18 protein-coding genes and 1 pseudogene are annotated in these 22,118 nt (G+C 38.5%); 6 read left to right on the forward strand and 13 right to left on the reverse strand.

All coding sequences use genetic code 11. From position 1 onward, the window contains the following. Window positions 1-6: 6 nt before the first annotated feature. From ACTFWY_RS06625 to ACTFWY_RS06635, 3 genes are all read right to left on the reverse strand, one after another. The gene (locus tag ACTFWY_RS06625; protein WP_439926666.1) at window positions 7-1,308 is read right to left on the reverse strand and encodes a pyrimidine-nucleoside phosphorylase; all 1,302 of its coding nucleotides are present in this window, start codon (window positions 1,306-1,308) and stop codon (window positions 7-9) included. 123 nt (window positions 1,309-1,431) lie between these two features. Beyond that, window positions 1,432-2,451 (reverse strand): LacI family DNA-binding transcriptional regulator, encoded by a 1,020-nt coding sequence (locus ACTFWY_RS06630; RefSeq protein ID WP_003127935.1) that lies wholly within the window; start codon window positions 2,449-2,451, stop codon window positions 1,432-1,434. 244 nt (window positions 2,452-2,695) lie between these two features. Beyond that, window positions 2,696-3,298, reverse strand: a complete 603-nt coding sequence (locus tag ACTFWY_RS06635) for a class I SAM-dependent methyltransferase (RefSeq protein WP_096710875.1) — start codon at window positions 3,296-3,298, stop codon at window positions 2,696-2,698. Between the two features lie 316 nt (window positions 3,299-3,614). Between ACTFWY_RS06635 and coaA the strand changes: the two genes are divergently transcribed. Both coaA and guaA read left to right on the forward strand, forming a co-directional pair. Then, on the forward strand, window positions 3,615-4,538 hold the full coding sequence (gene coaA, locus ACTFWY_RS06640) for a type I pantothenate kinase (RefSeq protein ID WP_003127932.1): 924 nt from the start codon (window positions 3,615-3,617) through the stop codon (window positions 4,536-4,538). Between the two features lie 81 nt (window positions 4,539-4,619). After that, complete coding sequence (gene guaA, locus ACTFWY_RS06645) at window positions 4,620-6,185, forward strand: glutamine-hydrolyzing GMP synthase (protein ID WP_096710874.1); 1,566 nt, start codon at window positions 4,620-4,622, stop codon at window positions 6,183-6,185. A gap of 419 nt (window positions 6,186-6,604) precedes the next feature. Here the strand turns inward: guaA and ACTFWY_RS06650 are convergent, their stop codons facing one another. The 7 genes from ACTFWY_RS06650 to ACTFWY_RS06680 all read right to left on the reverse strand — a co-directional run bounded on the left by ACTFWY_RS06650 (window position 6,605) and on the right by ACTFWY_RS06680 (window position 15,215). Further along, window positions 6,605-7,474 (reverse strand): ROK family protein, encoded by an 870-nt coding sequence (locus tag ACTFWY_RS06650; protein WP_010729372.1) that lies wholly within the window; start codon window positions 7,472-7,474, stop codon window positions 6,605-6,607. Window positions 7,475-7,525: 51 nt separating this feature from the next. Next, a complete protein-coding gene (locus ACTFWY_RS06655; protein ID WP_010729373.1) occupies window positions 7,526-8,518 on the reverse strand; it encodes a LacI family DNA-binding transcriptional regulator in 993 nt (330 codons plus the stop codon). A gap of 176 nt (window positions 8,519-8,694) precedes the next feature. Next, a complete protein-coding gene (locus ACTFWY_RS06660; protein WP_010729374.1) occupies window positions 8,695-10,179 on the reverse strand; it encodes a glycoside hydrolase family 32 protein in 1,485 nt (494 codons plus the stop codon). Continuing rightward, window positions 10,180-11,787, reverse strand: coding sequence for an ABC transporter substrate-binding protein (locus tag ACTFWY_RS06665; protein ID WP_010729375.1), 1,608 nt, complete (start codon window positions 11,785-11,787; stop codon window positions 10,180-10,182). It lies immediately after the preceding gene. Window positions 11,788-11,835: 48 nt separating this feature from the next. After that, window positions 11,836-12,720, reverse strand: coding sequence for a carbohydrate ABC transporter permease (locus ACTFWY_RS06670; protein ID WP_005230433.1), 885 nt, complete (start codon window positions 12,718-12,720; stop codon window positions 11,836-11,838). Between the two features lie 15 nt (window positions 12,721-12,735). Next, complete coding sequence (locus tag ACTFWY_RS06675) at window positions 12,736-13,728, reverse strand: ABC transporter permease (protein ID WP_005233042.1); 993 nt, start codon at window positions 13,726-13,728, stop codon at window positions 12,736-12,738. Between the two features lie 623 nt (window positions 13,729-14,351). Continuing rightward, window positions 14,352-15,215 (reverse strand): helix-turn-helix domain-containing protein, encoded by an 864-nt coding sequence (locus ACTFWY_RS06680; RefSeq protein WP_010729376.1) that lies wholly within the window; start codon window positions 15,213-15,215, stop codon window positions 14,352-14,354. A 177-nt stretch (window positions 15,216-15,392) separates the two neighbouring features. Between ACTFWY_RS06680 and ACTFWY_RS06685 the strand changes: the two genes are divergently transcribed. The 4 genes from ACTFWY_RS06685 to ACTFWY_RS06700 all read left to right on the forward strand — a co-directional run bounded on the left by ACTFWY_RS06685 (window position 15,393) and on the right by ACTFWY_RS06700 (window position 18,242). Then, window positions 15,393-15,743, forward strand: coding sequence for a hypothetical protein (locus ACTFWY_RS06685; RefSeq protein ID WP_010729377.1), 351 nt, complete (start codon window positions 15,393-15,395; stop codon window positions 15,741-15,743). 204 nt (window positions 15,744-15,947) lie between these two features. After that, window positions 15,948-16,796, forward strand: coding sequence for a rolling circle replication-associated protein (locus tag ACTFWY_RS06690; protein ID WP_010729378.1), 849 nt, complete (start codon window positions 15,948-15,950; stop codon window positions 16,794-16,796). Window positions 16,797-16,842: 46 nt separating this feature from the next. Next, complete coding sequence (locus ACTFWY_RS06695; RefSeq protein ID WP_002351139.1) at window positions 16,843-17,037, forward strand: DUF3173 domain-containing protein; 195 nt, start codon at window positions 16,843-16,845, stop codon at window positions 17,035-17,037. 2 nt (window positions 17,038-17,039) lie between these two features. Further along, on the forward strand, window positions 17,040-18,242 hold the full coding sequence (locus tag ACTFWY_RS06700; RefSeq protein WP_010729379.1) for a tyrosine-type recombinase/integrase: 1,203 nt from the start codon (window positions 17,040-17,042) through the stop codon (window positions 18,240-18,242). A gap of 347 nt (window positions 18,243-18,589) precedes the next feature. Here the strand turns inward: ACTFWY_RS06700 and ACTFWY_RS06705 are convergent. From ACTFWY_RS06705 to ACTFWY_RS06715, 3 genes and pseudogenes are all read right to left on the reverse strand, one after another. Next, window positions 18,590-19,381: pseudogene (locus ACTFWY_RS06705) on the reverse strand (DUF2264 domain-containing protein); the annotation flags it as partial. A gap of 448 nt (window positions 19,382-19,829) precedes the next feature. After that, on the reverse strand, window positions 19,830-21,032 hold the full coding sequence (locus ACTFWY_RS06710; protein WP_021150649.1) for an acyltransferase family protein: 1,203 nt from the start codon (window positions 21,030-21,032) through the stop codon (window positions 19,830-19,832). 180 nt (window positions 21,033-21,212) lie between these two features. Then, a complete protein-coding gene (locus tag ACTFWY_RS06715; protein WP_003127927.1) occupies window positions 21,213-21,695 on the reverse strand; it encodes a hypothetical protein in 483 nt (160 codons plus the stop codon). Between the last annotated feature and the right edge of the window lie 423 nt (window positions 21,696-22,118).

The raw sequence follows: 22,118 nt of genomic DNA on the forward strand, positions 1-22,118 counted from the left end.
CGCTCCTTATTCTGTAATGATTTCATGGATCAACGGTGGCTCACCGCCGCTTTCTCCGATTTCAATATTTTGATAGATCATTTCGATGACATCATCGATGGCTTCTGTGTTGCTGTAGATCGTTAACAGTGCTTCACCTTGCTCAACAGACTCTCCCACTTTTTTATGCAGTTTGATTCCTACTGCGTGATCGATGTCTTCTTCTTTGGTTTTGCGGCCGGCACCTAACATCATAGCTGCGATGCCTAGTTCATTGGCAACGATCTTAGTTACGACGCCAGAAGTTTTTGCTGGTAATGCTCTTTGATAATTGGCAGTCAAGATTTGGCTTGGATCATCGATCACTGAATCATCGCCACCTTGATTACGGATCATTTCACGAAATTTAGCCAACGCTTTACCAGAGTGCAGTGCCTCTTCCAATAATGCGCGTGCTTCTTCCAACGATGCGGCTTTTTGGGCTAAAACAACCATTTGGCTGCCTAATGCATAGCACATTTCTTCTAAATCAGCTGGACCGTTTCCTTGCAATGTTTCAATAGCTTCCACTACTTCCAAACTATTTCCAATGGCTTCGCCTAACGGCTGTGACATATCTGAGATCACTGCCATTGTCTGACGGTTCGCTAATTTGCCAATCCGAACCATCGTTTGTGCTAAGCGTTTGGCATCCTCAATTTTCTTCATGAAAGCACCGTCACCAGTCGTCACATCTAACACGATGGCATCCGCACCTGCTGCGATTTTCTTACTCATGATCGAGCTAGCGATCAATGGAATCGAGCTTACGGTTGCTGTGACATCCCGCAACGCATATAATTTTTTGTCTGCAGGGGCCAAATCCCCCGACTGACCGATAACCGCTACTTTGCTTTCGTTTACGAGGCGAATAAACTCTTCTTCTGCAATCTCAATCTGAAACCCGGGAATTGATTCTAATTTATCCAGCGTACCGCCTGTGTAACCAAGTCCACGACCAGACATCTTGGCAACTGGCACACCAACACTTGCTACTAGTGGTGCTAGAATCAACGTGGTAGTATCACCGACACCCCCTGTTGAATGTTTATCTACTTTGATGCCTTCGATTGAAGAAAGATCAATGACTTCACCAGAATTTGCCATAGCTAAAGTTAGGTTTGTGATTTCTTCATCGGACATATCCACATAAAAAATAGCCATCAACAAAGCACTCATCTGATAATCTGGAATACTTCCTTCAGTATACGCAGTTACAATGTAGTCTATCTCTTCCTTTGTCAATGACTTACCGTCACGCTTCTTTTCAATTAAATCCACCATTCGCATCAAAATGACCCTCGCTTCCTCTGACATTATACAATATTTTTCTTGTAGGTAAACCACTTTAGTAAAACGGTTTACTATATAAAACAAAACTATGAAAACACTTACAATTGGAAATATACCGCACTATTTCGCAATTGTCAATGCCTTCACGCTCTCACGAAGAATTAATTTTGTATCAAAAATCTTATTTGGAATTCTTCGAGAAGGAAACTCGATGGCGTCTACCAAAAATTTCGCTGCCGTAAAGCCAATCTCAAAGGTTGGCTGCATCACCGTGGTCAATGGTGGTGTGATGTATTCCGTTAGCTTCAATGCGTCAAAACCAATCACAGAAATATCCTCGGGCACTTTTTTCCCTGCTTCATAGATTGCTTGATAACAGCCGATCGCCATAGCATCATTCCCACAAAAAATAGCCGTAAGCTCGCGGTATTTCAATAATTTCTTGCAGGCATCGTATCCGCCGGTCACTGTTAACTCAGCCGACTCCACGTAACGCCCTTTAAACGGGATCTGATGATCTTTCAACGCATGACGATAACCATTGAAACGTTCTTCCAATTGATAATAACCAGTACTTTCTTTTAGCATACCGATGTTTTGATGGCCATTATTGATCAGATAGCTGACTGCTTGATAAGCGCCTTCGTATTCTTTCACAATCAAACGGCCATTGTCTCTTTGATTGATTCCCCGATCGACGAGAATAATTGGTCGGTCATCAAAAAAACCGCTCTTCAATGAATACTCGTCAGGCAGCTGATGCGGTGTTGCCAAAAGAATACCATCCACTGATCGATGAGACAGCTCTCTCAAATATTGTATTTCTTTTTCTTGGCTATGTCGGGAGTTACACAATACCAGCATATACCCCAATGGATTGAAATAGCTTTCTGCTCCTTCAATGATTTTAGAAAAGAAAAAATCCGTAACGTCAGGAACAATCATACCGATCGTTTTTGAGTGGCGATTGATTAGATTCGAAGCAAAAAAATCTGGCTTATAATGGTGCTTATTAACGATATCCAGTACCCGTTTGCGGGTTTCTTCACTGAAACGGCTACCTTTATTGTTCAGAATTTGCGAAACAGTAGTTACAGATACCCCTGCCATTTCAGCAATCTGCTTGATTGTCAGTTTCATTTACTTCTCACCTCTTTCTTGCCTAAAGTGTAGCAAATTTTTTCTAAAAAAAATAGCACCCCTTGCTTTCTTCCAAAATTTTCTTTTTACAAGGGTTAAAAAACAGCTCCATTCCTTAAAAAAATCGACAAAAGAAAGCAAAAAATAAAAGACCAGCGATTCTAGGCAGCTCCTAGCAAATGATCGTGGTCTTTAAAAAACAGGTAAACCTATTGTAAACGTGAAAAACGTCTGCTTTGCGCGCTTATTCTTTGTAGCTTTGAATAATATAATACCCTTTGTCTTTTTTGATGATTTCGGCATTACCAAAGGTTTGTTGCATTTTCTTTTGGGCACTGGGGGCACCTTGTTTCTTTTGAATCACGATCGTTAATGTGCCACCAGACTTCAATAACGGAAAAGCGCCAGTCAAGATTTCATGTACGACATCTTTGCCCGCTCGGATCGGCGGATTGCTGAGAATTGCTGCATAGGTGGATTGGTTTAAGGTTTCGTAGATATTCGAAGCATGAATATCGACATTTTCGATGCCATTACGTTGCGCATTCCCTTTGGCAAGATCGACAGCGCGCTGATTGATATCGATCATTTCCACTTGACGTCCCGAGGCATGAGCCAATGACAAGCCAATCGGTCCATAGCCACAACCAACATCCAAAATCACACCTTCCGGCAAATCCGACCATTCAAACGCATCAATCAATACACGAGAGCCATAATCGACGGTCTCCCGCGAAAAGACACCACTGTCTGTCACAAACTGAAATTTCTTCCCTTTCAACTCAAAAGACCACTGCTCAAAATCATGTGCGGTATCCGGATTTTCTGTATAATAGTGATTTCCCATCTTTGTTCACCCTTTTTTCTTTTAACTAGCGATAGTTCTCGCTTTATCTGTTTGACAATCAAAAGCATTTCATTTGCTGACTCTTTTCCATGATACCGAAATTCCTGCAGAAGTAAACTCCCGATAATCGTTTCCTCAATGAATCTTAGATAATTTTCGTTTCTTTGCCAACGATTTTTCCTGGTTTTTTTATAAGTTCCTGCCATTTCTATGGTAAAATATTTCCGAGCAGCAACCAGATACAGAAAATCAGCCTTTTCTGAAGGCCAAGTACCGGTCTGCAAAGATAGACAGGTTCTATATGAAGGAGTCGAACATGCAAGAAACCATGAATTTTTATCAAATTCCTCGGGAGCAATGGCAAGGCTTTTACACCAATGGCATGATGCCTTTCACTCAAGAAGAATTAGACAATATCAAAAGTTTGAATGACCGCATCTCGGTCCAAGATGTCGAAGATGTTTACGTGCCACTGTGCCATCTGATCCACCTTTATATGAAAGAATTTGAATCTCTCACGTTAAGTAAAGGACTTTTCTTGCATCGTTATGTCAAAATGCCGCCATTCATTATTGGCATTGCCGGCAGTGTCGCTGTTGGTAAAAGCACAACGGCGCGTTTGGTTCAAAACCTGTTGAGCCGGCTTTTCCCTCGGCGCACCGTGCAACTGATTACTACTGATGGCTTTTTGTACCCAAACGAGGTTCTAGAAGCACGAGGGATCTTGGATCGAAAAGGATTCCCTGAAAGTTATGACATGGAAGCATTGATCAATTTTTTGAACGCGGTGAAGTCTGGAGAATCTGAAATCAAGATCCCCGTTTACTCTCATGAAGTTTATAATATTATTCCTGATACGTTTGAAATCATCAATCAGCCAGATATTTTGATCGTTGAAGGAATCAATACATTACAGCTGCCCGCGAACCAGCAGATTTATGTCAGTGATTTCTTCGACTTTTCGATTTTCGTGGATGCGCAGCCCGATCTGATCGAAAAGTGGTATTTAGAGCGTTTTGAATCTCTTTTGGATACGGCTTTTCAAAAACCAAACAATTATTACTATCAGTATGCGATTGGCGACCGCGGTGAAGCAATCAAAATGGCAAAAGAAGTATGGAAAAATGTGAATTTAAAGAATTTACACGAGTATATCTTGCCTACACGCAGCAGAGCCGATATAATTCTCCATAAAACAAAGCACCATTCAATCGATGAAGTATTCTTGCGAAAATATTGACTGCTTCATTATTCACCCTTATGCTGTTGAAAAGGAATCTTCCTTTTTTCAATAAAACTAAAAGAATAGAGGTAATTTATTGTGACAAACGTTGACAACATGCCAAACGTTGAAAAAATTATCGTACTCGATTACGGTAGTCAGTACAATCAACTGATCACCCGACGTATTCGTGAGTTCGGTGTTTTCTCAGAGTTATTGAGCCACCGCATTACTGCTGAAGAAGTAAAGGCGATGAATCCTAAAGGGATCATCCTTTCTGGCGGTCCAAACAGTGTGTATGATGAGAAGGCATTTGGTATTGATGAAAAGATTTTTGATTTGGGGATCCCCGTGTTAGGAATCTGTTACGGTATGCAGTTGATTACTTATAAATTAGGCGGAAAAGTTGAACCAGCCAAAAACCGCGAATACGGTAAAGCAGAATTGGAAGTCACTTCTGCCGATGCTGCTCTTTTCCAAAATACACCTGTGAAACAAACAGTTTGGATGAGTCATGGCGATTTAGTTACCCAAGCGCCAGCAGGTTTTGACGTCGTTGCCACCAGCAAAGACTGTCCAATTGCTTCTATCCAACATGCAGAGCGCAAAATGTATGGTATCCAATTCCATGCCGAAGTCCGTCATTCCGAATATGGCAATGATTTGTTGCGTCACTTTGCAATCGATGTTTGCCAATGTACAGGCGACTGGACAATGGACAACTTCATTGATATGGAGATCGCTAAGATCCGCGAACAAGTGGGTGATAAGAAAGTCTTATTAGGTCTATCCGGCGGTGTTGATTCTTCTGTCGTTGGTGTTCTCTTACAAAAAGCGATTGGTGAACAATTAACGTGTATCTTTGTTGATCATGGTCTATTGCGTAAAGGAGAAGCCGAACAAGTCATGGAAAGTCTTGGCGGAAAATTCGGCTTGAATATTATCAAAGTTGATGCCAAAGAGCGTTTCCTATCCAAATTGGCTGGTGTTTCTGATCCAGAAGAAAAACGCAAGATCATTGGGAATGAATTCGTTTATGTCTTTGATGACGAAGCAACCAAGCTGGCCGGTGAAGAAGGCGTGTCTTTCCTTGCACAAGGGACCCTTTATACCGATGTGATCGAATCAGGAACAGAAACAGCACAAACGATCAAATCTCACCACAACGTAGGCGGTCTGCCTGAAGATATGCAATTCAAATTGATCGAACCATTGAACACATTGTTCAAAGACGAAGTTCGTGAATTAGGAACCCAATTAGGCATGCCCGACAGCATCGTATGGCGTCAACCATTCCCAGGACCAGGTCTAGGTATCCGTGTTCTTGGCGAATTGACTGAAGAAAAATTAGAGATCGTCCGTGATTCAGATGCCATCTTGCGAGAAGAAATCGCCAATGCTGGATTGGATCGCGACATTTGGCAATACTTCACTGTCCTACCAGGTATCCGCTCTGTAGGTGTAATGGGTGATGGCCGTACGTACGATTACACTGTTGGCATCCGTGCAGTCACTTCCATCGATGGCATGACCGCTGACTTTGCCCGCATCCCATGGGAAGTCTTACAAAAAATCAGCGTCCGTATCGTGAACGAAGTCGCACACGTCAATCGAATCGTGTATGATATTACGAGTAAGCCACCTGCAACTGTGGAGTGGGAATAAAGAGCCAACATAATATGGATGAGGAATACCTATAAATCAACATTATTCAATTACTAAAGTTCCTGATTTTCGTAAAAAATAAGATGGTTTCCTACCATTTTCCCTACCAAAGCCCTTGTTAGATTAACTACTAACAAGGGCTTTGCTTTTATTCACTACCTTTATTTTCCTATTGAATTAGCTTTTTATCTAATCAGATTTTTAGTACTATAAATATATATATCAGATTTTTCGATTTAAAAGATCTGGTAAAAAGAACTTTCTTGTACTCAATATCATTTCGTAATTATATTAATTTGAAACAGAATAAAAGTCTCTACTCAGATTCTCAAGAAAGAAGAATGAATTGAGACTATTTAAGTTTCAGAATACCCTTTTAAACTTCCGGTATGTTATGAATAGTTCTAATAAATACTATTCTAATGATTGAGTTTCTTTATTGCTAAAGCTAGGCAGCCAATCAAGCCCGCATTGTCAGCAAGCCTTGGAGTTAGTAGATATTCTTCGAGAGTAGGCGTATCCACGTAGGAACCCATTTTTTCTTTAAACGATTGGCGAATCAACTCGAGTAGTTGCGGCTGTTTCATTACACCCCCGCCTAAAATTATTACTTCCGGTGCATATAGTAACGTTGTGTTATACACACACTGAGCAAGATAATCTGCCTCAATCGTCCAATAAGGATGATCAAATGAGATAGTCTGGGCTTTTCTTCCAAAGCGTTTTTCAATCGCAGGTCCTGATGCTAACCCTTCCAAACAATCATGATGAAAAGGACAGATTCCTTCAAATTGATCTTCATTATGACGTTGTAAGAGCATATGTCCCATTTCAGGATGACTAAAACCTGCGACTATTTTCCCATCCACTACAGCACCACCACCAACACCTGTACCAACGGTGTAATACAGAACACTATTTTTACCTTTTCCATACCCTGCCATATATTCTCCATAACAAGCAGCATTTACATCGGTAGTCCAATAGATGGGAACCGACAAGGCGTTTTCCAAAGCTCCTACAAAATGATAATTTTGCCAAGCTAACTTCGGTGTGTTGGTGATATATCCGTAAGTTCTTGATTCGATTTGAATATCAATAGGCCCAAATGCTCCTACACCAATTGATGCGATATTTCCTTTGTACTTATCAAAGAAATCAAACACTTGCTCCATCGTTTCTTCTGGTGTTGTGGTAGGAAAACTTTTCCGTTCTATCACTTGTAATTGTTCATTACCAATCCCACAGACAAACTTTGTTCCACCGGCTTCTATTCCACCATATAACATTTTATCTACACCTTTCATTCACTCATTTTCAAAAAAAGAAACGTATTTGCACTAAGCAAAATCGTTTCTCACTAAAGGTTTCGTTGTGTCACCTTCGCCAAATTCAATCGGCAATACGGTACGTTTTTCTACTGTCTCTCCATTAATGACAGCAATTAATTTTGCCACTGCCACTTCCGCCATTTGCTTTGTAGGTTGGGCAATCGTTGAGACTAGATAAGGATCTCCTTCTGTCATCTTTTGACCATCAAATCCGATAACTTGGACATCCTCTGGTACGTTTTTCCCTATTTTTTCAAGCATATCAATGACAGCTAATGCCATTGGATCGTTGATCGTAAAAATCCCATCGATATCGGGATTCTCTAACAAAAAATTTGTTACACGTTCTGAGAGATGGTCTAAAGGTTCTAACATATCTAACGCTTTATAGGAAATCCCCAGTTGACGGCACTCGATTTCAAAATATTTTCGACGACTCTTCGTTTCATTCGGTGTTTCTTGGTACCCACCGATATATGCTACATTCTGACATCCTCGGCGATAAAGTTCATTTGCAGCCAAACGTCCACCGGCCGCATTGTCAGCGGTCACATAAATCACCTCTTCAGTGAAATAACGGTCAATACTAACAAAAGGCAGATTACTCGAAATGTATTCATCGATATCTGAATAAGTAATTCCAATGATGCCGTCTACTTTATTTTGGCTGACCATCTGGATATATTCTTGTTCTTTTTCACTATTACCACTGGAGTTACACAAATAAAGCTTGTAGTTTTGTCTTTCTAATGCTGTTTCTACATGGTAGGCAAATTCGCCAAAAAATGGATGCCATACCGTGGGTAGAATCAAAGCAACCGTGTTCGTATGCTTCATCTTTAACCCCCGGGCATAAAAATCTGGTTGATAGTTTAACTCTGTCATTGCTGCTTCAACTTTTTCTCTAGTAGAAGCTTTAACAGAACCGTTATTCAATACCCGGGAAACAGTTCCTACTCCAACACCTGCTAATTTTGCGACATCTTTCATTGTTGCTTTCATAGTTGATCCCTCACATTTCTGCACAAGTTTAGTATAATGAATTTTGTCATAAATTACTAATTTTTTCAAAATACTAATAGCAAATCCATGGGAAATCTAGCTATCTGTTCTTTTCTAAAAACATTATCCTTCAAAACCTATTAAATAATTGATTCATCGCCTAAGCAATCAAACATTTATTTCACACTCGCTGTTTCAAAAGCTTGAATACGACTTTCTCCGATCGAATGAAACAAGATATCTCGAGCTTTTTCCAGCTCATAGAAAGTAGCCGTCATAACTTCTAACCCATTAATAAAGACTTCAATTGATGAGGTATCTCTAAAAATCTCAAGAACGAGCTGATTATCAATCAAAGGTACTTCAACTTTTCGTACATTCAGAGGGTCTTCTTCCGCCCCTGTAAGCTCTCTTCCTAGTTTCTGACGATCCAATTCAAAAACCTGTGTAGCAGTGTCATAGGCTAGTTTGAGACAATCCGTCTTAGACCGCAGTAATTCAATTGTAAAAACTTCAGCTTTCTCCAAATCTGCGACTAGATGTAAATATGAAGAATCAGACAGCGCGTTTCGAAATACGACTGATGTGTCAGTCACTGCAATATTTTCACTGCCTTGTTGATAAACTAAATGACTATATACAGTTGAGATGGGTTTTTGTACCAATCGATTTTTTTTCACTCTTAACTCTCGGGGCAAACTCATAGAGCCTGCCCAAAGATGGCCTAACTCATGTGTAGGCAATGTACGATCCCACATCTGCATCCAAGCAATCATCACCCGTCCACCATTAGGATCTCTTGTTGTTTGTGGTGCATAAAAATCCATTCCAAAATCCATTTCATGGAAATTATCAACTATCATCTGACCTGTTTCCCAGTTTACCTCACCAATACAAGCCATGGTAGAACTGATATTATGATATTCCAGTCCGTTCTTCTTGATTTGTATCGGAGACATGATTAAGACATCTCGTCCGTCTAAATGGAATAAATCAGGACATTCCCACATTATTCCTTGCTCTGAAGTCCCTTCTAGCAGCACAGAGTAAAAGTGCCAAGTATACAAATCTGACGATTGAAACATCACTATTCTACCAGTAGACTGTGTAGATTTAGTAGCTACTACCATATAGTAACCATCGTTGTGAACAATTACTTTAGGATCACGAAATTCTTGTATTAGCCCATTTTCACCTAGCTGTTTTTCTGCTACCACAGGATTACCACTGTATTTGCTAAAATGAATACCATCTTCAGAGACCGCCAAACATTGATGCTGATGGCTAATACCATCAATTTCTTGACAGCCTGTATAAAATAAATATAGTTTTCCGTCTCTTTCAATTGCACTTCCTGAGAAACACCCGCCGCTGTCATAAGGTTGATCTGGGGCTAACGCTACTGGTAGATCTTCCCAATGGACCAAATCACTACTGCGCGCATGCCCCCAATGCATGGGCCCCCATCGACTATCGTAAGGATAGTATTGATAGAAGAGATGGTAATGCCCTTTGTAATATATAAACCCATTGGGGTCATTTATCCACCCGATGGGTGCGGAAAAATGATAGTTTTGTCGATACTGAGGGTTAACTTTTCCTCGCATCATTTCAATAAATCGATTTGCTTTATCCAAAATCGCCGTTTCTTCTACTAACACTTATTGTGCTCCCTTCAAAAAATTATCATAGCCAGTTTGTTTTATTTGAATCCATTCTTCCAAACCTACACGTTCCAATTCAGCAAGGTATTCTTCCCATTCTTCATCGATTTTACCGCCGGTGATCCACTCTGCTCTTTTGCGATAGATGTAATCCCACATATCCGTTTCGATTTTTGCTAATCGATCTGTTTCTTCTTTTTCTAAAAAGACACGTGGATAGATATTGTCTTCTGTAATATATGGCAAATACGTGTCATGCATCAAATCTAAACGCCACTTCGCATCATCTGGCATAGTAGTGACTGTGCCGTAATAAGAATCAAGAACTGCTAATGGTCCTCCAGCTTCGGTTTTTTGTCTTAGTTCCCCCGGTGCTGTCCCCTCTAAAGGCAAATGTTTTAACATACCATCCTTTAATTCAAAAATATTCGCCTGTGCTTCATCACCGTAGGTTCCCCAGTTATTTTGGACAGACTGTAACGGTTCATACATTTTATCTATCCACCTAGCTGTAAGTTCCAAGTTTTTATTCGCACTAGTAATTACGAAACGATCTCTTGAGAAACCCATGCCATTCGTACGAGTAACATGTTTCGTTCCATCTGGTCCCGCTAAGACTGGCAAGACGTCATAACTATCATCTGCACCCGTGATATTTGCTTTATCCCAAGTAAAGTACACGCCATACTTATGTTCTTTCCCTTTGGCAACATACGTATTCCAATCTTGTTCGAAAGCCTCTTTATCAATAAGACCTTTATTATTCATTTCATTGAAATATTTGATGGCTTCTTTATACCCTTCTTTGTTAGCAGTAAATTGTACCTGACCATCGTTATCAACGACTAAGTGGTCATCATTATCACCTAGACCGAATGCCCCCATTAAAAATTTTAAGTCTTCGTTTCCTCCATTGTTAATAAAGCTAAAAGGAATTTCATCTGCTTCACCATTACCATTTGGATCTTGCGTCTTGAAAGCCTCCAACACAGTCATCAACTGATCAGTGGTTTGCGGCATTTCAAGACCCAAATTATCCAACCACTCCTTGTTGATCCAAGCCATCCCATTTACTGTATGAATCGACTCTTTTCCTTCGCCTAATTCTTCAATCCAAGGCATAGAGTAAATGTGACCATCAGGTGCAGTAGACATTTGTCGGTATTCGGGGTTTTCATCAAAAATTTTCTTCAGATTTGGCATATAATCTTCGATCAAATCTTCAATCGGTACAATAACGCCACTTTCCGCCCAGTTTAATAAATCATAGTCACCTGCAGCGGCGTTGAAGATGGCATCTGGTAAATCACCACTAGCGATATCCAAATTTCTTTTTTCGGCAAAATCACTACTGTAGTTTGTCCAATCAATATGGAGATTGGTCTCTTCTTCTAATCGTTGGAAAATCAATTTGTCATTAGGATCATTGGGAGCCAAAGGGGCACTTTGAGACATCATTTTTAAAGATACTTTTTCTTTCAATGGAAAAGAGACATTTTCTAGTTCATAATCAGGGCTTGATTTACTCTTTTCTTTTGAGCCTCCACAAGCCCCCAAAATTAGTACGGAAGTAAAAACGATTGGCAGCATCCATTTTGCTTTCATCTTAAAATCTCCTTTATAATTTTTATTCATACAAATAGTGAACAATACTTACCCTTTAACAGAACCAACTAAAACACCTTTATCAAAATATTTTTGGAAGAAAGGATACATTATGATTAATGGCAGACTAGAAATGACGATCGTTGCGTATTTGATCAACTCAGCAATTTGTTTCATTTCTGCCATGGCAGTATTGGCTCCCACCATGTCTTGTGAAGGTTGGTTTTGGATCAAAATATTTCTTAATACGAGTTGCAACGGCTGTAAGTCGGGATCTTTGATGTAAATCATGGCATCAAAGTATGAGTTCCATTGCCCAACAAAGGCATATAAAAACAATACGAACATAATTGGTTTCGCTAATGGAAGCATGACTTTGAACAGTATTTGCAAGTCATTGGCGCCATCGATAGTAGCAGCTTCAGAAAGTTCTTTTGGCAAAGCACTAAAATAGGTACGGGCTAAGATAATATTCCACACATTTATAGCACCTGGTACGATAATCGCCCATACACTATCTAACATGCCCAAGTTCTTTACCAATAAATAGGTAGGTATCAAGCCACCACCCACGAACATTGTAATGACAAAAAAAGTCATAATAATCTTTTTCCCCGCCAAGTTAGGTCGAGACAAAGGATACGCAGTGATCATCGTAATAAATACAGTCAATAAGCTGAAGCTAAAAGAGTAAAACAACGAATTTACAAAACCGCGTAAAATGGAATCATCTGCAAATACCCGTTGATATCCCTGTATTGTCCAATCTTTCGGATTGAAGCTTATACCTTTATTGATCAAAGTAGCTGGGTCCATAAAAGAAGCTACCAGTACATAAATCAGCGGAACAATGGTGATGACGACTAAAAAAGTTACAATCACTCGATTCAACCATAAGATTTGACGGTCGATTTTTGATAAAGCACTATTCATAATTTTCTCCTTTCATTACAAGCCTTGACCATCGTTTAGCCGCTTGGTTATATTGTTGACAATCAGTAATAAAACGACATTAATAATCATATTGAACAGACCAACAGCAGCAGAGTAGGCATAATCACCTGATTGCAAGCCGACTTTGTATACATAAGTGGAAATGATTTCTGAGGCAGGGATGTTCATTGAAGTTTGCATCAAGTAGGCTTTTTCATATCCTACATTCATAATACCGCCGGCGGCCAAGATGAAGCTGATCACCATCACAGGCCTCAATGCAGGCAAATCGATATGCCAAATCTTTTGTAAAATATTTGCCCCATCGATATTTGCTGCCTCATATAAATCGGTACTGACTCCCGCCAGCGTTGCGGTGTAAAGAATGGATGACCAGCCGATTCCTTGCCAAATTCCCGATAAAATATAAATCGTTCTGAAATAAGCTGGATTAGACATGAACATAATTGGTTGCCCCGTAACCTTTTCTACTAACCCATTAATAGGTCCATTTGCGGATAGGAACAAAAACAGCATCCCCACAATAATAACTACTGAGATAAAATTCGGCGCATATAGAATCAACTGGATTTTCTGTTTTATTTTTTTATTGATAATTTGATTCAAGCTCAGTGCTAAAATAATTGGTGGAAAAAAACCTAACAATAAACCATAAATACTAATTTTTAATGTGTTGCTCAGCAAAAGCGTAAAATTTGGTGAACTGATAAATTCCCTAAAGTGATCTAGTCCTACCCAAGGACTTTCCAAAATTCCTAGCATAGGATTATAGTCTTTAAATGCAATCACAGCACCGTACATTGGCACATACTTAAAGATAAACGTCATGATGATACCTGGTAAGAGCAACAAGTACATCCACTTATCACGCCGCAACTGTTTCTTTAATTTTTCCCACTTCGAAATATTTTTTTTATCCCGTTGTACCGCCCTTATCTCACCACCTGGTCCCAATGTCTTTTCCAATTCAATCTCCTCCCAATACATTTTAGAAACGTTTCCATTTTCGTTTAAAAAAATAAAAATTTAACGAAGATGCATTTTGGAAACGTTACCACTATTTTCGTTTATAGATTACCATATCCATTTTTTTAAGTCAATATTTTTTTTACTTTGTGCCAGAATTTTGTATCTAAGTATTCTGATAATAATATTTTAAACAACAGATTATTTTTAAGCACCCTTTTCTGCGGCCTCATTGATAGCTGGAATATATACAGATTCTAGTCGATAGATAAAAACAGATTAAGTACGAGGTTTCCAATGAATTATAAAATCCAATAAAACTCAGTAAAATGTGATTTAAAAGTATGTTCAAGACCACTCACCAGTAAGTTTAATCTATTTAGCAAAAGAAGCTATGTCTACACTCTTTAAAATCAATATGTTTTCTCATTTTTAAAGTTTCAAAAAAACTCTATAACTAAGAAAAATCACAAAAAAGAGTACATTTTCTAGTGAAACTGCACCCTTTTTTGCTTTGTTTACGTACAAAAAATCTCTTGAGTACTTAACTTCTACAGTATAATCAACAACCCCTTTATAGATTACTGATGTTATGCTGAAAAAAATTTTTTCACCAACTTGTAATCTAAGCCACTTTTCTTATTTTACTTCTCAAACCAATCATAAAATTCATCTGGTGTTTTCTCCCGATAGAGTTTGATTAACGCTGGTCGCATCGATTGAAATATTTCGACTAATTCTTCCCCACCAAATCGAGTGGAAAAATGCTTATCAGTAAATATCATTGATAAAGAAGAAAGAAACAGCTCCGTATCTTCATCTGTACCAAGAATATTGATCAACTTTCCAATCAAATAGGAATCATTAAATGTCAGGTCTTGTTTCACATCAAAGGTTTTTATTGATTCTTTCACCATTTTCGCAATGCGATCTTTCTCTCCATACTTGATCTCACCACTCATCTCGATATAGTCAATGATCCCAGATGAAAGAATCGTGACAGCTTCTTCTTTTGCTTTTGATGATAGTTTGTTTAGCGTTTTGGATTCTTCAAGTACCTCTTTCGTAATCTGTACGACATAGTCCTTCATGATTTCACTCGAATATTCTACAAAACATTCTTGGATAAATTCCTCCAAAGGATAGCCTAGCTCATTCTCCCAAGCAGGATTTTTGAACTCGCCCGTATAAAATTCTTGCTTTATTTTCTCAATGATTTCAGGATAATCGTCCACTATTTTTTTCTGACCAATGAGAAACAAATACTCTCGGATATATTCTTCCACATGCCCAAAATAAAACCAGCCGACAGGTTTTCCGCTGATACTAGATAATTGGTTGATCACACTCTTAGGAGCCAACGCATAGCCTTGAACGTAGGAACTGATCGTCGGCTTTTTTAAACCTAATCGATTCCCTAATTCTGTAAAAGAGAGAGACATTCCGTCTTTTATTTCTTTGATTCGTTGGCCCACCTTCACTTTATTAGGTTGTACTAAACCAAACATATTCAAATTCCTCCTTATCATTTTTTTCATTATAACACTCGTATAAAAAATCGTATATATTTTTTTAGAAAATCTCTTGACTACGTATAAGTTCTCGTATATAATACAAGTCGTAGATGGCCATCTATATTTTTTAATCAAATCGTATAAACTTTCGTATAAAAAAGGAGAATTGTGATGCCAATAAAAATTACCGATCTCAGTTTACCAAAAGAAACACTCGAAAAAGAATACCAAGTCGTCAATGTCACTCGCTGGCAAAAGGAGGGCGAAATTCTAGGTTGGAGCTACGAATGTATCCTACCAAAACTTCGCTACGAAAAAATCAGTGTCAAAGTCAAATCTGAACATCCTGTGATCACGCCGGAAGAACTTACCCAACAAGGTTTAGCCATAATTACATTTACCAATTTGGTGATTGTACCTTGGGGACGCTCGAATGGACAATTTGTCAGTTATGGGTTATCGGCAACCGCTGATACGGCAACTTTGATTCCCAGAAAACAAGGTACCACTACACAAAACTAACTATACTATGGAGTGTTGGGTGGTTAGGACGAAACGGCGGGGCAGCGCCCACAGAGCCGTTTCTGTCCGTTAAGACCGCCCAACACCCCATAGGCTAGAAGGGCTGCTACGCAGGCCTTCCCCCTTAACTTGATTTATAGATCAACATCAGGAGAAAATGACTGGTTCTTTGACAATCGAATACGCAACAAGGAGTGATGATTTTTGCAAGCTTATAATCAGAAAATCATTGAAACTCCCACGTATATTGAAATTTATGATTATGAAGCAATCATTACTCCCAAACGTAAAACGATCGAAAACGAAGTAAATCTGGAACGAAAACAAAAATTAGCTTGGATTTATGAAAATGATATTACTCTTGAAAAAAGAAAAAACTATGATGAATTATCCGCTCAAGGACAATATGACAGTTTAAAACGCAAACAGAAACATTATCAAAGTATGCGATTTGAGATTGCCCGCCTTGTAGACACGAATTTTGACAATCAAACGAAATTTTTAACTCTCACTTTCAAAGAAAACATTCAAGACATTGAGTATGCAAATAATGAATTTAAAAAATTTATCAAACGACTGAATTATGACCTCTATAAAACTAAAAAAGCAAATTTAAAGTATCTCGCCACGTGGGAAAAGCAGCAACGCGGTGCAATCCACTACCATATTATCTTGTTTGATTTCCCCTTTATCTCATTTAACCGGTTAACTACGATTTGGGGTCAGGGTTTCGTTAAGATCAACAAGATCGATGTAGACAGTATCGAAAATCGCGGGCGCTATATCAGCAAATATTTCGATAAAGAGCTGGAATTGAAAGAGCATAAGAAAAAAGCTTTTTTCAAGTCCCGGAATCTCAAACTACCAACTGTCACCAAAAAGATGGTAAAGAAACCCTATGATTCCACGAATCAAGATATACTATATACAAGCGAATATATAGTTAGACGTCCATTTTTTTACAATGCTTTAGCTTTAAATGAGTTGGGAAGTCCTGAACAAGTGATGGATTTTCAAGAAAGTACCGTTCATTATACAAAAATAAAGAAATAACACTATTACCCAATGATAGTGTTTTCTTTGAAAGTGAGTTTATACAATGAAAAATACAATTTGTCGAAAAGATTTAGAGGCTCTAGGATTTAAAACACATCAAGCTACCACAATAATCCGACAAGCAAAAACAAGAATGGTAAATCAGGGATATCCATATTATAATAATAAAAGAGTTGGGGTAGTACCCCGACAAGTAATTGAAGAAATTATAGGTGTTCCTCTTTCACAGGAGGAATAACTATGAAAACAAAATACCCTTGTGTGTATCAAGATAAAAATGGTCGCTTTTCTTATCTAGTTGAGTTAGGAACAGATCAAGTGACTGGAAAGAGGATCCAGAAGAAAGGAACAAAAGATTCTCTAGGAAAACGATTCTCATCAGCTCGTGAAGCACACAAAGAAGTCATGCGTATAAAAAATGAATACATGGTTGTAAATGGATTTGCGAATTATGATTTAACTTACAAAGAATTTATGGAGCAGTCTTACGTTCCACACTACAAAGCTAGCGTACAAAAAAGTACTTGGAGTTCTCGTGAGTGTGGATTGATTCAGATTACTGAATTTTTCGGTGATAAGAAGCTTCGTGAAATCAATGTGCGAGATTGTGAAAATTATCGAATTTGGTTATTGAACGATAGCGGATACTCACAAGCATACAGTTCACTTATGTACGGTATGTTTCGTAAATCATTAGACTATGCGGTCACCCTGCAATTTCTGAATGAGAATATTTCCAAAAGAACAAAAGCAATTCCAAAAGGAAAATCAATCGTTCCTTACTGGACAAAAGAAGAATTTGAAGAAGTTTTGGCAAAAATTTATAAAGATGATTTCTACGAACATATGTGTTTTTTAATGATCTGGCTATATTACATGACTGGTGTTCGTGTAAGCGAAGGATTAGCACTTAATTGGAATGACGTGGACTTCAAACGTAAAAAGTTGAGGGTTCATCACACCTTGGAAATGACAAATCAAAAAGATTTTATTCGGAAACCTTACACAAAAACTGAAAGCGGCTTGCGGATCATTTCTCTGGACGATGATACAATTGAAGTGCTAAAAAAGTGGAAAGTTATTCAAAAAAATCATGGTGTAGAACAATTTATTCTTAGCTACACTGACCTCCCACTCTATCGTTCAACTGTTCAACGAATTATTCAGCGTTATGCCAAACTAGCTAAGGTACCCCTAATACAAGGAAAAGGATTACGTCATTCTCATGTTAGCTACCTAATCAATGAGTTTAACGCAGACATTCTGGTCGTGTCGCAACGGTTAGGCCATTCTAGCCCTGAAATCACTTTAAAGCACTACGCTCATCTATGGAGCCGTAATGATGAAGGAATTGCAGAACAAATGACAGGAAACATTAAATTTACCTGTGCAACAAAATCTAAAGTTGCAAACTTTAATGGAAATCAAGCAGTAAAAATCTAACCCTACCATTTCCCTACCAAAATGAGGAATAGGCTGAAAAAGCACTGATATAATAGCTTCTTTACGAGGCTACTCATATTGAGTGGGAATAATAAAAGAAACCGTGAATCCTTTGATACTAAAGGGATTCACGGTTCTTTTTTGCTTTTGAAGTTCTTTTACTGAAGAAAAGATACTATAGAGAAACAGTTATCATATCATCGTCTGAGATTAGTCGTATTACTTTACATGTTCAACTTCTGCTTTTTAAATAAAAATTAATTTTGTATACTATTCTTAATAAAATGAAAGAAAATCAAAAGAGCTAATATGTTTTTTAGCAATTTTCAGAAGAAAGGAGGGTTCTTTTGAGCAAAACGATAAATCTGACTCCGCCCATAAGGCAAAGCTTCACCATCTTCATCAAAGTAGTAAATAAAATCTTGCGCAAATAAAGTAGCCCGCTCAATAAATCGCTCTGACCATTCTGGATCTTCTTCTTTCATAAAAGTAGCATAGATCAAACCGTAATAATGAAAGGCAAAAGCAACATAATAATCGCGTTGCGTTACTTTTCCATCTACGTACCATCCATCACCAATATACATCGAATCGATCAACGCTAATTCTTGTGTAAGTTCGTTTTTTGCCAATGGATCCCCACACTGATACAATGCCACCCGGATCAACACTTTAAAGAATGTCCAATTGTTTTTGGGAATCTTACAGGTTAATGCGTGTGACAACCACTTTTTCAGTGCTTGTTGATTCCTTTCAGGCAATTGCTCCCAAACATATTCTTTATGTAGTAAAAGTGTTAATGCCAATGCCGCTGCTTCAACAATATATTGGTCATAGTCCGTGATCTCTCCCCAATAATTTTCGCTGCCAGGGTCGGTTCCTGTCATTAATTTAGCAACATAGGCATCTCGCAACGGATCATCTTGGCATGCTGTCCAATAAGGTGCGATCCCCCATAGCGGACGTACAAGCGCTTCCATCTCTGCACGCTTCTGATCATATACAGCACCGCTGCTACCTAAATTCAATCCTGGACGATCAGTGGACAAAATAGCTGCCCGCAACGGTTGCATGATTTGTTCAAGTGCCGCTTGGTAATCCTGACGAGTCAAAAAAGGATTCTCTTGTAACGACGTCATTGTCAGCCCTCCTCTATCGATTTACAAAATAGAATAGCAAGCAAACCGGGCTTTTTCAACCGTTCTCATTCTATGAAGCAGTGATAAAAATGAGAGATTTTTCTCTCGTATTTCTCACTTAACCTATTAACAAAAGAATGACCCGTGATTCTATCTCAAAAGAGGAGTCGCAGTCCGAAAAAGTTAACCTGTCAAATATGAAAAGTCTATGATAGATTCCCAGATTTCTCGAATTTTTTTTCATAATTTTTTTCTAAAAAAAAGACCGACACATGTTTTGGCGCTTGAATAAAAAGTTGGCTTTCAAAAAGCTGCAGACAACTTACTCTCGGGCGTGAGACTAAGTAATACCCCATCAAGCTGTATCTGCTAAATAGCTCATAAAGTTTCTCCTGTCGGCTCTTTCTCTCAATAAGGAATGATCCGAGGAGCAGACAAGACAACACCCTTAGTTCTTGACTGCAGGAAGAACCATTCGCCAATTCATAAAAAAGAAGAGTGAAAAGAAACTAGAAATGACCCATATACAGGGAACGAATTCAAACTTAATCACAGCGCTGCTCACTTTGAACTGATACAAGGATCCAGCTAAAATAAGGGTTAGTCCGATACTGGCAAACAGAGTTTTTAACAACAAAGCAGGTCTTAACGGTTTGCTGCGAATGTGGATAATGACCTTAGCAAATACATGGGTTAGGAATAGAATGGTTAGGAAGCTCAATATTCCGGAAGAGAGCATGCTTAGCTTCAATGCTTTACCAGTCTCTTCCACCAGAACAATGCAAATAGGATGGATAAAATAATAATATTGTGACAGTTCTCGTAATTTTTTTAAGCAGGAGTTCTGCGTTGGATTTTTTGAGAGCAGCCAAAGAAATAAGAAAAAACTCAACGGCACAAGCATCAAGATAAAATTCATGTCCAATCTGTGAATGTGAGAAAGGAACAGACCTTCCAACACGAACAAACTTCCAAATAACAAAAGAAAACTAGAACTATGTTTTCCCATTCGGGATAGCTTTTCCTGATGATCATAGATGAAAAAGCCAATAAGCGTGAAAATCATGCCAAAGAACAGACCATTTCTAGTCGTAAATGTTAGCCTAATAACCAGATCAAAAAAATCTTTAAACCAACCAGATGGTAGAAGACCATAGTAGGTCTCCAAACTTCCAAATAAATAAAGAACTAGTGAAATGACAAACACTTTTTGATACGAAAAACGTTTCAACAAATTTACTATAAAAATGACCGAAAGGATAAATGCAGGGATGTACCATAAATGATAATAGGTGCCGATATGGACAAATCCAACAAACAAAGCCGCAGGAAGTAGTTCTATTGGCACTTCTTGATTTTGATGAATCCAGTCTAGCCCCATCGGAAGGAAAAGAATGCTCCATACGACGTAAGAGTTGATTAAATGCAGGAAATATTCTTTTAAATATTCCGGTCTCATCTGCATCCCCTTACGGATGAAAAATGAACTGCTAACAAAAAAGAAAGGCACCGCAATACGACAAATAATATTTTTGATAAAAAAATTGGTCTCCGCTTGAGGAATAAGGGTATCACAATGAATCATAATAACCATGATAGCCCCTGCATATTTCATTCTATCCAATGCTGGATAACTCACTCTTTTTCCCATCCTATCCTCCATAAACTGGTAGCCACTTATTTTTTCAGCCTAAATATATCACAGCAGAGAAAAAATATTGTCCACCATAAGTCTGAACTTCTACACTGGAAGATAAGCAAAGAAAAGACGTTAAAACACATTACATCCTTCAAAAAAAGAATGCAGCAGGTTTTAACGCCTTTCAACAGTTTACAGCCATTCTTGCTTTACAACAAAAAATGAGCCGCGAATCTCGCCAGCAAGTTTCGAACGCTGACGAGCGAATTTAAATTTCCCTTCTAGCTCAGCAGGAACCGGCATCCCTTCCGACAGTTTGATACCAACTGCACGTTTCGGAGGCTTTCCTTCACTGGTTCCATGTTTTTCATAGAGTAAATTAAGGACCATGCCACTCTCATAATAGAATTCAGGCCAAAAAAGATCGTCATCTTCGTAAAGTGCTACTTCAAGAATGGGTGATTCAAAAACTAGATCCCGTTCTTCTTTTAAGATCTGCTTGATCAGTGCCACCAAATCAGGCTTTTCAGCAGCTGGATAGGTGGTATACACATATTTGTATTTGTTCCAAAAGTAACGCGCTTCATTTGCCCGCAGACCGGCTAATTTTTCTGCAACAGGAGAGCTCTCTAATCCATCCGTCACTACATTTTTAAAATCCACTTCGTAAGCCATTTCTTTTCTCCTTACGTTTATTTGATCAATCACCAATACTAGCTAAATAATGATTATTTGATGGCTTGATTATAACACTAAAGAGGAATGACAGGTCACTAGCTAGCTTAAGGAAATGGTTTAGCCAGTACTAGTTGGTACAGGCAACTGGATAGTCAGTCATTATTGTTTTGGAGGACAAAGAACTAGTTGTCATTGTTTGTCGAATAGTAGGAGGGATGCTATGCTTAATCTAGAAAGATTTTTGATCAATCATCTATCGATATAAGTTTAGCTAAAAAAATTCCCTTCAATCTCTGAAGAGAAAACCAATAACAAAGGGCTATGACCTAAGTAAACATCCAACGAAATGATCTGAGTTGGAGGAGCGGTCGAATACTTTTCATAAAGCTGTGATCAGAATCTATGAGATCACAGAAGCCT

Source organism: Enterococcus sp. 125944 (genome assembly GCF_051909435.1).
Lineage (GTDB): Bacteria > Bacillota > Bacilli > Lactobacillales > Enterococcaceae > Enterococcus_D > Enterococcus_D gallinarum.

Bases quoted from the DNA above. Each gene is read 5' to 3' on its own strand.
- ACTFWY_RS06715 (WP_003127927.1), bottom strand. From the start codon at position 21,695: ATGGCTTACGAAGTGGATTTTAAAAATGTAGTGACGGATGGATTAGAG.
- ACTFWY_RS06630 (WP_003127935.1), bottom strand. From the start codon at position 2,451: ATGAAACTGACAATCAAGCAGATTGCTGAAATGGCAGGGGTATCTGTA.
- ACTFWY_RS06700 (WP_010729379.1), top strand. From the start codon at position 17,040: ATGAAAACAAAATACCCTTGTGTGTATCAAGATAAAAATGGTCGCTTT.
- ACTFWY_RS06695 (WP_002351139.1), top strand. From the start codon at position 16,843: ATGAAAAATACAATTTGTCGAAAAGATTTAGAGGCTCTAGGATTTAAA.
- ACTFWY_RS06675 (WP_005233042.1), bottom strand. From the start codon at position 13,728: ATGTATTGGGAGGAGATTGAATTGGAAAAGACATTGGGACCAGGTGGT.
- ACTFWY_RS06625 (WP_439926666.1), bottom strand. From the start codon at position 1,308: ATGCGAATGGTGGATTTAATTGAAAAGAAGCGTGACGGTAAGTCATTG.
- ACTFWY_RS06665 (WP_010729375.1), bottom strand. From the start codon at position 11,787: ATGAAAGCAAAATGGATGCTGCCAATCGTTTTTACTTCCGTACTAATT.
- coaA (WP_003127932.1), top strand. From the start codon at position 3,615: ATGCAAGAAACCATGAATTTTTATCAAATTCCTCGGGAGCAATGGCAA.
- ACTFWY_RS06680 (WP_010729376.1), bottom strand. From the start codon at position 15,215: ATGTTTGGTTTAGTACAACCTAATAAAGTGAAGGTGGGCCAACGAATC.
- ACTFWY_RS06670 (WP_005230433.1), bottom strand. From the start codon at position 12,720: ATGAATAGTGCTTTATCAAAAATCGACCGTCAAATCTTATGGTTGAAT.
- ACTFWY_RS06655 (WP_010729373.1), bottom strand. From the start codon at position 8,518: ATGAAAGCAACAATGAAAGATGTCGCAAAATTAGCAGGTGTTGGAGTA.
- ACTFWY_RS06635 (WP_096710875.1), bottom strand. From the start codon at position 3,298: ATGGGAAATCACTATTATACAGAAAATCCGGATACCGCACATGATTTT.
- ACTFWY_RS06650 (WP_010729372.1), bottom strand. From the start codon at position 7,474: ATGTTATATGGTGGAATAGAAGCCGGTGGAACAAAGTTTGTCTGTGGG.
- ACTFWY_RS06685 (WP_010729377.1), top strand. From the start codon at position 15,393: ATGCCAATAAAAATTACCGATCTCAGTTTACCAAAAGAAACACTCGAA.
- ACTFWY_RS06710 (WP_021150649.1), bottom strand. From the start codon at position 21,032: ATGGGAAAAAGAGTGAGTTATCCAGCATTGGATAGAATGAAATATGCA.